Origin of the sequence: Mesorhizobium sp. M1142 (assembly GCF_040318565.1) — a bacterium.
Classification (GTDB): Bacteria; Pseudomonadota; Alphaproteobacteria; order Rhizobiales; family Rhizobiaceae; genus Mesorhizobium.
The window spans coordinates 305588-320080 of the sequence record NZ_JAMYMK010000004.1; the positions used below are offsets into that span (position 1 = coordinate 305588).

Sequence of the window (14493 nt, forward strand, 5' to 3'; positions counted from 1 at the left end):
GCTCAGGACTCTCCAAGCCAGAATGTATCCGGCATATAGACACCGAAATAGGCGGTCGGGTCGTAGCCGTAAAGCGCCTTGTCGGGCAGATTGCGCAGCCGCGAGGATGCCAGAACCGGCTGATGCGTTCCGTTCACCGTGCCGATCGAAAACACCTGATCGGTATAGATCGACAGCATTGAATTCCAGATCTCGGCGCGCTCCGTGGCTTCAGTCGATGCGTTCCAGCGCTTGAGTAAATCCATCAACTCGACCACGGGCGGAAGATCGGGCGCTTCGCCGACCTTGCCACGGGACAAGTAGTGAGCACCCCAGAGCGGCCATTGCAGCTGGTCGTCGACGGTGGGGGCCAGTTGGTAGGGGTTCATGTCGGCGGTCGGCACGCCATTGTCGATGCCCGACCACATCGACATCATGATCTGGCCACCAAGCGCGCGGCTGCGGAAGATGTCGCGCTGCGAAGTCCGGATGAACAGAGCGATGCCGATCTTGCGCCAGTGATCAGTGATGAGCTCGAGCGCGTCGGTTTCCAGCGTGCTTTCGCCGGCAGTTTCCACTACGAGCTGCGCCGGGCGTCCGTCGGGAAGTATCCGCAGGCCGTCATCGTCACGCGCCTGAAGCCCGACCTCGTCGAGCAGGGCATTAGCCTGGTCGGGATCATGGGCGACCCAGGCTTTCGCGAATTCCGGCCGGTAGAGCGGGCTCTCCGGCAGGACCGTATCGGCACTTTCCTGCGCCAATCCGTAGAACACGGCCAAATTGATCTCGCGCCTGTCCACAGCGAGCGAAAGTGCGCGGCGCACGCGCACGTCACGAAAAAGGCCGCGCCACACCTGGTCGGCACAATTCAGATTGGGCAGCAGCGCCAGCCGCGAACCTTGTGTGCGTTTCCAGAGATGCATCTTCACTGGGTAGCGCTTCTCCGCATCCTTCAGGAAGGCGTAATCGGTGAAGTCAATTCCCATGCCTTGCAGGTCGCTCTCGCCCGCACCGGTCTTGGCGGAAATGATCGCCGACGAGCTGACGTTCATGACTATCCGGTCGACATAGGGCAGTTGCCGGCCATTCTCGTCTATTCGATGAAAGAACGGGTTCCGCTCGAAGACGAACTGCTCAGCCGGCGGCTTGGTCCGGTTCTGCCAGGGATCGAGCGTCGGCAGTTCCGGGTTCTCCGGGCGATATTGCCGCGACATGCGGATATGCAAGAGCGTCCATTTCTTGGCCCGGTTCTCCTTCATTAGGCCGGCGAGCCGGAATGGATCCTGGTATTTCTTGTGGAACTGCTTGAGATAGGCGGCCGGCAGAACAAGCGATAGGGGCGAAGCAGCGGCGAGCTTGGGCAGGAAGTCGGGATTGGGCGCATCCCAACTGTAGCGGACCGTCAACGGATCGACGATCTCGAAGCGTGGCGGCTTGCCATCCGCCAGCAGGGCCGGGGCGAGCCCGCCTTGCGAAAGCTCATCGTTCAGCCAGACATCTTCCCAGCAATAGCGAAAATCCTCCGACGTCAGCAGGCTACCGTCAGACCATTTATGTCCTTCTCGTATCTTGAAAGTGAAGACACGATCATCCGCTACATCGAAACTTTCGAGAATGTCGGCTTGCAGGTTAAGCTTTTCGTCATAGCCGACCAGGCGAGCATACCCGTAGATCGTCATCATCCGGATATCTTTCTGGCTGCCGATGATCGTGCGCAGCGTGCCGCCATATTGGCCGGGCTGCCGGCCCATCGCAGCGAGATTCAACGCGCGCGGACGCTTGGGCAGGCGTTCGGCCAGGGCCGGCAGCGCCCTGGCCTTCATCTGCGGCTGAAGAAATTCCGGCTCCAGGTCGCCGGCGCGCAACGTGCCCGGCAGAAATGCCGAAGCCATGAGTCCAAGGACGGTGCGCCGGCTGATCAATGGCGTAGCTCGCTGACATCGGCCGAACGTCGCGCCAGCACGAGGTGGCCGCCGCCAAGGTCGAGCGGCGACAGCATGTCCTCGTCGCCCTCGTCACGGAATTGCGGTCCCCATGCGCTGGTGTCGGAAGCGCCGCTGAGCTTCAGAGTCTTGAAATCCATCGGCCTGTCGAGATCGGGGAAAGGGACTGCGGCGACCAGTGAGCGCGTGTAGGGGTGGACCGGTTTCCTAAGCAGAATTTCGCGCGGCGCTAGCTCGACGATACGCCCGCCGCACATCACCGCGATGCGGTCGGCCATGTAGTCCACCACCGCCAGGTTGTGGGATATGAACAGGTAGGTCAGGCCCAGTTCCTTCTGCAGGTCCTTCAGAAGATTCAGGATCTGCGCCTGGACAGAGACATCGAGTGCCGAAACTGGCTCGTCGCAGATCAGGAGTTCAGGCCCCAGTGCCAACGCGCGCGCGATGCCGATACGCTGACGCTGTCCGCCGGAGAAACTGTGCGGATAACGCTTTATGAAACGCGGGTCGAGTCCGATTGCCTGCATCAGGTTCTTGACCGTGGCGAGTCGGGACGCGGCATTGCCACGTTGATGGATTTCCAGCGGCTCGCTCAAAATGTTCTCCACCGTCATGCGAGGTGAAAGCGACGAAACCGGATCCTGGAAGACCATCTGGATTTTCGCGCGCAGCATGCGCAGAGCGTCTCCCTCGGCTTTCAAGACGTCGATCGGACCATCGCGGCCGTTGAAGATCACAGAGCCGCCGCTAGGGGTGACAGCCCGCATGAGGACCTTGCTGACGGTGGTTTTGCCGGAGCCGCTTTCGCCGACAAGACCCAGGCACTCGCCCCGCCTGATATCAAAGCTCACGCCGTCCACGGCGCGAACAGAGGTTTGATGACCTCCGCCGAACCATCCGGACTTGCGGATCGTGAAGGTCTTTGTCATATCCCTGACCGACAGCAGGAGGTCGTCCGGCCCCTTCGATGCTGGCGCCGTCTGCTTGCCGAGCAGGTTCCCGACATTCACCGGCACCTCGCGGAGCGCTTTTAGCCTTTCGCCGGGCTTCAGGTCGAAATGCGGAACGGCTGCCATCAGGCCCTTCAGGTAAGGGTGGCCCGGCCGGCGGAATATCGCCTCCACAGGTCCCGCTTCCATGATCTCGCCATGGTACATGACCACCACCTCGTCGGCGACATTGGCGACTACGCCAAGGTCGTGCGTGATCAGCAGCATCGCCATGTTCAGCTTCGTCTGAAGCTCGCGCAGCAATTGCAGGATTTGCGCCTGGATGGTGACGTCCAACGCCGTTGTCGGCTCGTCGGCGATCAACAGGGCGGGCCGGCAGATAAGCGCCATGGCGATCATGGCGCGTTGACGCAATCCTCCCGAAAGTTCAAAGGGATACATGTCATAGGCGCGCTTGGGGTTGGGAAAGCCGACAAGTCCGAGCATTTCCTCGGTCCGCGCCTTGCGCTCCACCCGAGCCGTGGGCGTATGAATCTGCAGGGATTCGCTGACCTGATTGCCGATCGTATGCAGCGGCGACAGTGATGTCATCGGCTCTTGAAATATTTTGCCGATGCGGCTGCCTCTCAACGCCCGGATTTCGGGTCCGTCACGCGGCATCTGCAGGATATCCTGCGTCGTGCCGGGCTTTTCAGGATCGGAAAACAGGATACGGCCGCGAACATGGGCTGTGTTCGGCAAAATGCCCATCACAGCCTGGCTGAGAACCGATTTTCCGGAACCGGACTCGCCCACAAGCGCGGTAACCTTGCCGGGCAAGACGCGAAGATTCGCACGCCTGACGGCATGCAACGGTCCCCCTATAATGGCAAAAGAGATGCCAACATCCTCGATCCGCAGCAGATCAACGCCCAAATTCATTCTCACACCAGCCCCCACTCTGGCCGCTCCAGAAGGCGAGACTAGCGCATTGCCAGCCTAGAGCAACTTGGATTCGAACAGTCGCCAGTTCCCTGGCGGAACCGGGGATCGGACTGCATACCAAACGCGTTCGGATCAGATCGTGGCGGTTTACTGGAGCTTCCTCGGGTCGCCCGCGGACGGCCGCGCGGCATTGCGATGAAGCAGCATGACCTGCTCGGCGTCCGATATTCGGTCGTAAATCGGCTCCACCGCACCGTCTTCGTCGAACGAGAGAGCACCCGACAAATCGGGTGAAAGCACCGTTAGCTTCTGCCTGATGCCCGCCAGTTCCTCCATACCGAGCGCCAGCCAGTTGTTGGCGCCGCAATAGCTCGCGAAGTCTTTGCTGGCGAGAACGCTGTGCGGATATTTCTTGGTCAGGGTCTGGAGGCGCTGGACCTCGTTTACAGCCGAGCCGAAGACGGAGAATGTGAGCCGGTCGGTAAGCCCGACATTGCCGAACATCACATTGCCGACATGCAGGCCGATACCATAGTTTATGTCGCTCAATCCCTGCTGCTTTCTGCGCAGATTGAGATCCATCATGCGCGCGGTGGCCTTGTGCGCTGCTGCAAGAGCGGCCTGGCAGGCGATCTCGGACTGTGAACGGTGCCTTGCGCAAGGGTAAACGGCAATGAAGCCATCCCCTATGAAACTCATGATCTGCCCGCCCTTGCGATTGAAAGGCGCAGCAGCGGCGTCGAAAAACTGGTTCAGCGTATCGATATAGACTTCGCGGCCGGAGGTTTCGGCAAGTCTTGACGACCCGCGCATGTCGCCCATGACCAGTGCCGCCCGGATTGTATCACCCTCGCCGCGCTTGATCTGACCGTCGAGCACGCGCCTGCCGGCGTCGCCGCCGAGATAAGTGGTCATCATGTTGTCGGCAAGCTTGGTGAGCACGGCCATCTTGGTTGCGATAGCGAGATGGTTCTGGATGCGCAGCAGCGCCGCAATCATGCTGTCGCTGAAGCCTGCGGCACTGTCGGTGGACCAAGACCCGATCATGCCCTGACTGGTGTTGCCGCTGAAGGGATGGACGAAAGCCATGTAATCGGTGACGCCCATCAGCTTGAGGTCATCGAAGACAGGAAATTCCGACGGCACCGACGGGTCGAGCCGGCGCCGCAGATGGTCGAGCTTGTGGCTGAGCAGATGGTAGTATGGGCTGGTCAGGAATCTGTCGGAATGAACGCCGTTCTCCTTGCGGAAGCCTTCCACTTCCAGGCCCTGGCCGCGGAGCCAGGTGAAGCCGAGCGCGTCATAAAGCGGATGAAGCATCGAAAAGCTCAAATGCACCCGCTTCAACGGCAGGCCGGCAGCAGCCAGCCGTTCACAAAAGCCCCTTACCAATGTTTCCAGGTCGTCGCCCGCCAACGCCGATTGCGTCAGCCAATCGGCAACCTTATCCATGAGAATGGCAGAAATTTCTGCTTGCGCTGTGCTCATGCTATCTCGAAATCTCCTTGATCCGCCACAAATTCGCCGGCTCGGACGCCGTCAGGCCTTCACCACCGTCTCTCGGGCTAGCCCGAGGCGGCCAAAAATATTGCGTGTGTCAACGATCAGTAGAGCGTGATCCGCGATCGCCTGATAGTCGATCGCGTCGTGGTCGGTTGCAACGACGACAGCGTCGAAATCCTTCAGGGCCACCTCGGTCAATTCGACCGAGCGACGCCCCTTGATCGCCATATGCTCCCGTGTGGTCGGGATTTCGGTAACATGCGGATCGTGGAATTCCGCCTTGCCGCCCCATTCCTCGATGAGTTCAATGAGCCGCAATGAGGGGCTTTCGCGGATGTCGGGCACATTCTTCTTATAGGCGAGCCCGATGATGAGAATGCGCGAGCGGCTGAGCGCCTTGCCGCAGCGCCGGTCCAGCGCCTTCGCCAGTTCATCGACCACATGACGCGGCATGGCCGTGTTGATCTCTGCCGCCAGCTCGATGAAGCGGGTCGGCAGTTCGTATTCGCGCGCCTTCCACGTCAGGTAGAAAGGATCGATCGGAACGCAGTGCCCGCCAAGTCCAGGGCCAGGATAGAAAGGCATATAGCCGAACGGCTTGGTCTTTGCCGCCTCGATCACCTCCCAGATGTCGATTCCCATCGCACCGAGCACGACCTTCAACTCGTTGACGAGGGCTATGTTGACCGAGCGGAAGATGTTTTCCGTCAGCTTGACCGCCTCGGCGGTTGCCGTGGTGGAAACCGGAACGACGGTCTCGACCACGCCATGGTAGAAAGCCTGCACGAGCATCGCCGCTTCAGTGCCGTCACCTGCCACGACCTTGGGGATCGTCGCGACTTCAAAGCTGCGGTTGCCGGGATCCTCGCGTTCGGGCGAGAAGCCGAGGAAGAAATCTATCCTCGACCGCAAGCCGGTTTTTTCCAGGATGGGCTTGATCACGTCGTCGGTGGTGCCGGGATAGGTGGTCGATTCCAGCACGATCAGCTGGCCGAGACGCAGATGCTTCGCGATGGTGCCTGCCGTGTTCCTGACAAAGGAGAGATCCGGCTCGCGGTGTTTCGTCAGTGGTGTCGGAACGCAGATGATGATGACATCGCAGACGGCCAGTTCGGCAAAATCCGCAGTGGCGCGGAACCGTCCGCTCGCCACCTGGCCGGCAAGGGCTGTCGACGTCACCGCCTCGATGTAGGATTGGCCGTTGTTCAGGCTCTCGACCTTTTGGGCTTCGATGTCGAAGCCGGAAACGGGGAAGCCGGCGCGTGCGATCGCAACCGCCAGCGGCAACCCGACATAGCCCAGTCCGATCACGCCGACTTGCGCGGCACGCGTCGAAATCCGGTTCAGAAGACGGTCATATGTCGATCGTGAGGCGTCCAAAAATGTGCTTCCCGTCAATTCGGACAGGCCGTCCGCTTCCATGGTGAGGCTCACCGGTCACCGAGGCATATTGCGGAAAATCGATGTCCGCAAGCCGTCAGACCGGCACCTTCGCCTTAAGGCTTGCGGCAGCCATCGCATAGCCGCCGGCGGCGCCATCGATGAAATGAACGTGATCGCGCTGCAGCGGCGATGCGACGAGGCATGTCATCAAGGCCGATTTCTGGCGGTGCAGGCCATAGTTGCAGATGCCCGCCTCTTCCGCCTGTTTCAGCCGGTTCTCGATCCGTTGCAACACATCCGCGTCAACGTCGATGGTCATCTTCAAGCCATCGTCAAACTTCCGGAAATCCGAATTGCTGGCCACTTCGCGTTTGTAGATCTTCGGATCGAATCTGCCGATCGTCCAGCCATATCTATCCGTAACAGCCGTAAGCGTCATCAGGAACACTATCCACAGCTTCGACAGCCACCGCCGTCCTGCCGGCGCCATGGCCCGCGCCTCGATATCGAGGCCGGCGGGCAGCAAACTGTAGTTCGGCCCGTTCACTGGCACCGGGTGGCCATCGCGTTCCTGCCTGCCGGCTAGGGCGATAATGTCGGAAACCAGAAACTGAAAACCGCGCAAGTCGCGCGACGCCCCCGGTATGGCTATGATCGAGACAATTTCGCCATGCCGGGCTTCGATTGGGTTCCAGCGGCAGGAGAGGCCGGTCAGATCCGGCCGCGCGCCGGCCGGCGCAGGATCGATGCGGTAGCGCCCCGCTTTCATCTCGGCTTCCGCCCAACTGCCGCCACCTCCGGCGAACATGGCATAGAAGACTGCATCGGAGGCCTGGAACCTCGCCACGCGAACGTCGAGGCCTTGCGCTCTTATATCCTTTATCGGCACGATTGCGGCACGCAAGGTCAGATCCAGTTCGTCCGCCACCCATCTCTGGACAGCCGCCAGCGCGTTGCGGGTGATCTCCAGCGCCGAGCCGGGAAACGCCACGAGCGCGCCGTCGCCGCCGAAGACAAAGGGAAGATCTTGCCTACCCAGCGCATTGAGCAGCGCCGAAATGACGCTGGCACCGGCCATATTGACGGTTTTATAGCGCCCCGCCTCGATCGCCTTGGTAGAGCCGACGATATCTGCGGTGGCCAGCGCCCAGCCATCGGGGAGAGGCCGATAGTTATCGATATCGGCAACGCTTTCGAACCTGGCGAAGACCGGTAGGGAAGCGACAAACGGGTCGGACGCGGCAGCTGTTTCCATGAGCATCAGATAGCACATTCCAGTGCTTGAGGGTGAAGTCGATCATGCTTCGAAATTGACTTGCGCAGGCTTTCCGATGATAGGGTCCGGCGATGCGAATTGCCTTCTACGCGCCGCTGAAGTCGCCCAATCATCCCGTTGCCTCAGGCGACCGTCAGATGGCACGGATGCTGGTCAAGGCGCTGGAGCATGGAGGGCACAGCGTCGAACTGGCATCTGAATTGCGCTTCTATCTACGCGAACCGGATTCGAAAAGTTTCGATGCGCTCAAGGTCGAGGCCCGGGAGGAAGCCGCGCGGCTGGCAGGGCTTTGGGATCGTGACGGCAAGCCCGATCTGTGGTTCACCTATCATCCCTATTACAAGGCGCCCGACCTGATCGGGCCCGAACTGGCGTTGGCCTTTGGTGTTCCCTATGTGACAGCGGAAGCCTCCTATTCGAGGCGGCGCAACACCGGTTTGTGGGCCGATACGCAAGCGTTGGTGGCGCGAGCCGTCGAACAGGCGGCGCTGAACATCTGCTTCACGCAAAGGGATCTTCAGGGACTGGCAGATGCGATACCCGACGCCGCTTTCGGCATGCTTTCGCCCTTCATCGACACATCGCTATTCCGGGAAACACCGGCACGGGGTTGTCCGACGCGCCTCGTTACCGTCGCCATGATGCGCCCGGGCGACAAAGTCGAAAGCTATCGCATGCTGGCGCAGGCGCTCGGTTCGATCGGTCATCTGACCTGGACCATGTCGATCGTCGGGGACGGACCTGCCCGCGAGGAGATCAAAGCGCAATTCGCCGGCTTGCCCGCCGAGCGTATCGAATGGCTTGGCGCGCTTGAGCCAGCCGCCGTGCCGGATGTCCTCTACAGTGGGGGAATTTACGTCTGGCCGGGTTTCGGCGAGGCCTATGGCGTTGCCTATCTTGAAGCACAGGCCGCCGGCCTTCCGGTTGTGGCTCAGGATGTCGCCGGCGTGCCGGAGGTCGTGCGGGATGGCCAGGCCGGGTTTCTCACCCCGCCGGACGATGTGGCGGCGTTCGCTTCTGCCATTGAAAGGCTTCTGACCCGTAACGACGAAAGATCCATCATGGCCGCAGAAGCCAGACGTTTCATCCTCGAAGAACGTTGTCTCGGTGCTGCGGCGGCGCGTCTGGCCGAACTTCTTGCGAAGATCCCGGTCTCATGACATCCGATCAAATCTGGCAACCCTTGGTGGAGGAGCTGGCGAACTGGCAACGGGCGGACCGTAAGGCAGAGTTCTGGCTGCGCGACGATGACGGCGTTGATCCGACGCCTGCGCTTGATCGGTTGCTCGACCTCACTGGTGAATTCGCGGTTCCGGTGACTCTGGCCGTCATTCCCGCCCTGACTGACGAGAAGCTTGTCGTTCGGCTTGACGAGGCGCCGCATGCCACGGTCGCCATCCATGGCTGGGCGCACCGAAATCATGCTCCGGAGGGCCAGAAGAAGCAGGAGCTCGGCGCGCATCGGCCACGCGAGGCGGTGCTCGATGATCTGGCCCGCGGGCTGTCGCACATGACCGGCCTGCACGGCGCACGTGCCGTTCCGATGCTGGTGCCACCCTGGAACAGGATCGACGCCGGCTTGGTATCCGACCTTGGATCGATAGGATTTTCGGCATTGTCGGTCTATGGGCCGCCAAGACCGGCTTCACTTGCGGTCATCAACAGCAATGTCGACATCATGGATTGGCATGGCACGCGCGGCTGCCGCGATCATGGCCTGTTGGTTCAAGCCATCATCGCGCAGTTGCAGCATGCATTCGATGGAGGCGAACCGGCCGGCCTGCTCACCCACCATCTCGTGCATGATGAATCGGCCTGGCTCTTCCTCGAACGGCTGTTCACAGTCACCGCACAGACTGAAGCCTGCGTATGGCTTCCGATCAGGACATTGATCGGGCGCAGCGCCGGTAAAGCAATTCCAGGAAAAGTGTGAATGGTTTTCCGTCCGGAATTGCGTCAAAACAAAGAGATAGAGGAAAACAGCTCAGCGCTTTTTGCGCAATGAGACTGGAAATTTGAGCGTCTGGCCATCCCGCGCGGCAAAAGCGCCGGTAAACCTGTCTTTGGCCAGTTTCTCGATCTCGTCCAGTTCCTCGTCGGTCCGTGTCGGATCGTGGTGAAACAGGGCAAGCCTGCGCGCACCGGCCGCCTCACAGAGCTTGACACCCTCTTGCCATGTCGAGTGCCCGTAACCGCGGCGGCGTTCCATTTCCTCCTCGGTGTAGGTGCAATCGTAAATGACGAGGTCGGCATCTTCGATCAGGCCGAGCACCGCCTGATCGAGTTTGTCCGGCTCGTGCTCAGTGTCTGTGATCATCGCCACGACGCGGCCGCCCCATTCGACCCGGTAGCCTATGCAGCCGCCCGGATGGATAAGACTGCCGGTTCGGACCACCACCCCTTCGCGCGGGCGAAGCACGTCTCCGGATACGAAATCGCGATAGTCGAGGCTTGCCTTGCAGGCTTCCAGTTTCACCGGAAACCACGGCGGCTGCATGAACTCATCGACCATCTGCCGGGTCGTCATGTGTCCTGCAAGATGCCCGGACCAAAGCGTAACCTTGGCGCCCCGATCATAGATCGGCGCAAAAGACGGCAACCCGATGATGTGATCGTAATGGCAATGGGTGAAAAGCAGGTCGAAATCGGTCACGCCCAACGCCTGAAGTGCCGCGCCGGCAGGCCGTAGGCCAGAGCCTGCGTCGAACAGAAGCGTATGCTTACCGCATCGCATTTCGACGCAGATTGAGTTGCCGCCATAGCGAGAGAATTCTGGCCCTGATACCGAAATGCTGCCGCGGACACCCCAAAACCCGACCAGGAAAACGTTGTCGTCCATGCTACCCCTTCGCCCATCATATCCAAACAACTGCTGCTAGGCGAGACAGGCTTTCTCCGGGTGATCTTCTCAGCGAGAGGACAGTGCCGTCACGACGGCGAGGATCGGGCGCCCGTCCTTCGTTATTTGGCGCTTCGTGCGTCGATCAGATCCGCGGTCGTATGGCTTAGGCGATCGGCAAGAACCCGCAATATCTCGATGGTCATTTCCGGGAACTCCCTCATAAGCCTCAGGAAATGATCCTTGCGGATTCTCAAGGCTTCCAGCGGACTTGCCGCTCTGACGGTGGCAGTGCGGGAGCTGTTGCACAATATGGCGATCTCGCCAACGATCGAATTTGGCTCCAGTTCGGCAACTTTTATCGGTCCGCTATCGGAATCGACAAGAATATCCGCTCTGCCTGAAAGGATGACATAGGCGGCGTCTCCCTCGTCGCCCTGCCTGAAAAGGATCTGGCCCGCGCTGTAGCTCACACGATCGGATGTGAACGCAAGCAGCTTGAGCTTTGTCGGCTCGATGGCAGAGAACAAGGGAACGCGTTGCAGCATTCCAACTTCATCCTTGAGCAGCATTGTCGCAAACCTTCCAAAATTCGCGTTTGCCAGACTAGAGCAAGGGACGCCCAGATGGAATCAATTCTCTTTCCGGGATGGCGAGGCAAACCCACGCGAAAGGTGGCGAGCCCGATGTCGTGCACCGGCAGAATGATCCATCTGAATGTCCGTTGCTCTATGACAACAGTTCCTTGAAGATACCGTTCCCCGCCAAGAGTGTCTCGTGTGTTCCGTCTTCCGCCAATTGACCCGAGTCGAAGACGACAACGCGATCGAACATCATCGCCATTGCCGGATTCGTCACGACCCACACAATTGCCGGCGAATGGCCGTCGCGCCTGGCTTCCTCGAGCACGTTTCGCAGCACCTTATCCTGCATGCGCTGGTCGAGCGCCGACAGCGGCCGGTTGAGAATGAGAAAATCGGGACGCTTGAGCAAGGCCCGGGCAACATCGAGCTTCTGTCGCTGTCCACCGGTCAGCCGCCTCCCGCCGGAGCCGACGTTGAAGTCCAGGCCGACATCCAGAAGTTCGCCATAAAGCCCGAGTTCGTCAAGAATGTCATAGACGATGGAGCGTATGCGGTCGGGCGCGTCGGGATGATTGTTGCCCACACGCCCGAACAGGACATTATCCATGACCGTGGCCGCGGCAATGTATTTGGCAGGATCATACCGTTCGATCGCATTGTGCAACTCGGGCGGCAGGTCTTCATAGAACCGGTTGCGTGCAGCGACGATCTTGCTCATCAGCTCGTCGCTCAGCAGGCCGAAGCGGTGCCGGGGCTCGATGTAGGCAAAGCTCAAGGTGACGATCATGGCGCGATCGTTCTCCGAAACCGCCTCGTAGGGACGGTTCTTGAGCCGTTGCAGCAAGGTTTCGTAGGCGGGTATCTCCTCCGCGCTCATGAAGGCGAGCTGCTGGAAGAACTGGTGATCGGGCGGCAGGTCGGCAAACAACTCTATCGCCTGTTTGGCGATCTCCAAGCCCATTTCGTAGAGCGTGCGGTCGAGGCCGGCTTGCCTCAGCACGGAAGCAAAATAGGGATTGGCCGCCAGCGCCCTGTCGGCCAGTTCGGGGCCGGCGGCAGCGCCGAAGAGCAGGTTTTGGCCGATCGTTGCTTCCTTGTTGTAGGCGCCCGGTTCGAAAGGAACCACCAGCCCGCTCAGCCCCTCTTGTTCCAGCCGGGTCCGCAGCGCCGCACGCAGTTCAACGATCCGCCTGGCAAGCTCCGTGTGACGCTTGAGGTCAGCTGAAGAGCGCAAGCCAAGATCCAGAATGTCACGCGACAGAACAACCGCGTCGAGCACCCGGCGCACGGCTTCAAAGAGGTCGTGCGGGCCGGTAGCGCCAGCGGAAGCATAGTTGATCCAGTCGCCGTGGATATCAAGATCCGGATTGCCCGACCGGCGCGCCTCGTGAATGTTCCAGCGGTGCTGATCTGCCGCAGCACCGTCATAAGGCACCGATGTCAGCGGCGCATGCTTCAACCCGTAGAGCAGGTTGTCGCGGAGGCTTGCCTGGAACAGGAAAACATCCGACGAGGCGTACGATATGCGCCGGCCGGTTACTGCTTCCGGGAGTTCAAGCAGGTCGTCGGTGCCCGAAGCGACCTTTCCGCTGTCCGGCCAGATCAGCCGCGCGAAGGCTTCTGCAAGCGCCTCCGCTCCACCTGTTGCGGTACTGACCAGTGCCACCGTCTCACCCGGCTTGACCTGGAGGGAGATACGGTTGAGGAGCATCGCACCGCCATCGTCTGCTATGGACAGATTGATCGCCGACAGCGGTTTGGTCATCGGATCGGGATCGTCGATCGTCAATGCCATGATACTCGGCGCGATGAGACCTTCGACGGTGAACTGTTCAACGACCTGTTGATATTTGACCTGGACATCCTGCCGATCCTGATCCCAGTCGATCAGTTCCTTCATCGGTCCGGGCAGGTCCTTGTAGGCGCCGATCACGGCCACGAGCTGGCCGACGTCCAGCCGCCCCTGGAGGACCAGATACCCGCCGATCATGTAGAACAGAAAGGGCGTGAGCTGCGCGAGAAAATTGTTGAGGAACTTTACCATGAATTTCCATTGGTAAAGATCGAAGCGGATCTTGAAGATGAGCCCGAGCCGGGCAGCTATGTCGGCGCGCTCGTAGTTTGATGTATCGTGGACGTGAACCGCGCCGATGCCGTCGACGATTTCGCCAACCCGGCCCGAAAGCGCGCGCGCCGTCAACTGCCGTTGGCGCCCGAGCACGATCAGCCGCCGCCGCATTCGCGGGATGAGCACGATCTGGATCGCCACGATCACGACCGCTATCATTCCGAGCCAGACGTTCTGGATCATGATGAACAGCATGGCCGTCAGCGCTTGGCCGCCGAGCAGTACCGGCTGCAGGAAGGCGTCGCCGATGAAGCCGCCCAGCGGCTCCACCTCGTCCTTCACCATGGTCGCCACTTCGGCGGATTTCACCCGCTTGAAGTAAACCGGCGGAAACCGCAGCACACGGTCGACCAGATCGAAGCGGATACGCCGCAGCATGCGTTCGCCGAGGCGGCCCTTGTAGGTGTTGATGTAGAATTTGAACAGGCCGTTGATGACGACTAGCAAGAGGAACACAAGGCTCAGGGCAAACAGGGTCTCCTCGCGGTCGAGCTGAAAACCGGAGAAGAACTGGACCTCTCCAATGAACGGCAGGTTATAGTGTAGCCTCATGAATGGCTGGGTCGCGCCCGGTTGCTCGAAGCCGCGACCTTGGATCGGTCCGTTGACGATCAGCTTCGGCAGGTCGAAAGACATGAAATATGGGATCATCGAAAGCACGACGATCATCAATATCCAGAGCTGCTGCTTCTTGGTGTGCGTCCAGATATAGCGGGCTAGGCTGGCTTCCATATGCGACTGTGGATCCTTCAGTTGGAAGCGTGCAGGATGTAAAAGCACCTGCTGGCGAATGGCGTATCGGCAATTTCTTCATCGCCAACGAGCTGGCCAAACGGTCCGCGGCTTTCGTAGGGCTTTGGCGAACAGCTGAGCAGCACGAGGCCGCAGCTGCGCGGCTGGTGCTGGCGGATGGACGCCGATGATCCGGACAGATGCAATAGGCTCTCTCCGGCACCGGGCAATAGCCAAGCGGCTTGCAGCATG

The 14493-nt window shown here is 60.3% G+C and carries 10 protein-coding genes; 2 read left to right on the forward strand and 8 right to left on the reverse strand.

Annotated features, from left to right (window positions below):
* Window positions 1-2: 2 nt before the first annotated feature.
* The 5 genes from NKH42_RS09890 to NKH42_RS09910 all read right to left on the reverse strand — a co-directional run bounded on the left by NKH42_RS09890 (window position 3) and on the right by NKH42_RS09910 (window position 7955).
* Entirely contained in the window at window positions 3-1901 is a 1899-nt protein-coding gene (locus NKH42_RS09890; protein ID WP_352506848.1) for an ABC transporter substrate-binding protein, read from the reverse strand.
* Window positions 1898-3793: an ABC transporter ATP-binding protein gene (locus NKH42_RS09895; protein WP_352475783.1), complete on the reverse strand. Its 1896-nt coding sequence runs from the start codon at window positions 3791-3793 to the stop codon at window positions 1898-1900. Before NKH42_RS09895 ends, NKH42_RS09890 begins: the two co-directional genes overlap by 4 nt.
* Before the next feature lie 150 nt (window positions 3794-3943).
* Window positions 3944-5284 (reverse strand): adenylate/guanylate cyclase domain-containing protein, encoded by a 1341-nt coding sequence (locus tag NKH42_RS09900; RefSeq protein ID WP_352752083.1) that lies wholly within the window; start codon window positions 5282-5284, stop codon window positions 3944-3946.
* 51 nt (window positions 5285-5335) lie between these two features.
* Window positions 5336-6721: a nucleotide sugar dehydrogenase gene (locus NKH42_RS09905; protein WP_352974056.1), complete on the reverse strand. Its 1386-nt coding sequence runs from the start codon at window positions 6719-6721 to the stop codon at window positions 5336-5338.
* 55 nt (window positions 6722-6776) lie between these two features.
* The gene (locus NKH42_RS09910) at window positions 6777-7955 is read right to left on the reverse strand and encodes a DUF3095 domain-containing protein (RefSeq protein WP_352752086.1); all 1179 of its coding nucleotides are present in this window, start codon (window positions 7953-7955) and stop codon (window positions 6777-6779) included.
* 74 nt (window positions 7956-8029) lie between these two features.
* On the opposite strand from NKH42_RS09910, the gene NKH42_RS09915 reads away from it, so the two are divergent.
* On the forward strand, window positions 8030-9118 hold the full coding sequence (locus NKH42_RS09915; protein WP_352506844.1) for a glycosyltransferase family 4 protein: 1089 nt from the start codon (window positions 8030-8032) through the stop codon (window positions 9116-9118).
* Entirely contained in the window at window positions 9115-9891 is a 777-nt protein-coding gene (locus tag NKH42_RS09920; RefSeq protein ID WP_352752088.1) for a polysaccharide deacetylase family protein, read from the forward strand. Before NKH42_RS09915 ends, NKH42_RS09920 begins: the two co-directional genes overlap by 4 nt.
* A gap of 51 nt (window positions 9892-9942) precedes the next feature.
* Here the strand turns inward: NKH42_RS09920 and NKH42_RS09925 are convergent, their stop codons facing one another.
* The 3 genes from NKH42_RS09925 to NKH42_RS09935 form a co-directional block, all read right to left on the reverse strand.
* Window positions 9943-10797: an MBL fold metallo-hydrolase gene (locus NKH42_RS09925; protein WP_352701987.1), complete on the reverse strand. Its 855-nt coding sequence runs from the start codon at window positions 10795-10797 to the stop codon at window positions 9943-9945.
* A gap of 122 nt (window positions 10798-10919) precedes the next feature.
* Window positions 10920-11369 carry a cyclic nucleotide-binding domain-containing protein gene (locus NKH42_RS09930; protein WP_023675957.1) on the reverse strand — a complete coding sequence of 150 codons (450 nt, stop codon included), beginning with the start codon at window positions 11367-11369 and terminating at the stop codon, window positions 10920-10922.
* A gap of 157 nt (window positions 11370-11526) precedes the next feature.
* Window positions 11527-14241, reverse strand: coding sequence for an ABC transporter transmembrane domain-containing protein (locus NKH42_RS09935; RefSeq protein WP_352645137.1), 2715 nt, complete (start codon window positions 14239-14241; stop codon window positions 11527-11529).
* Between the last annotated feature and the right edge of the window lie 252 nt (window positions 14242-14493).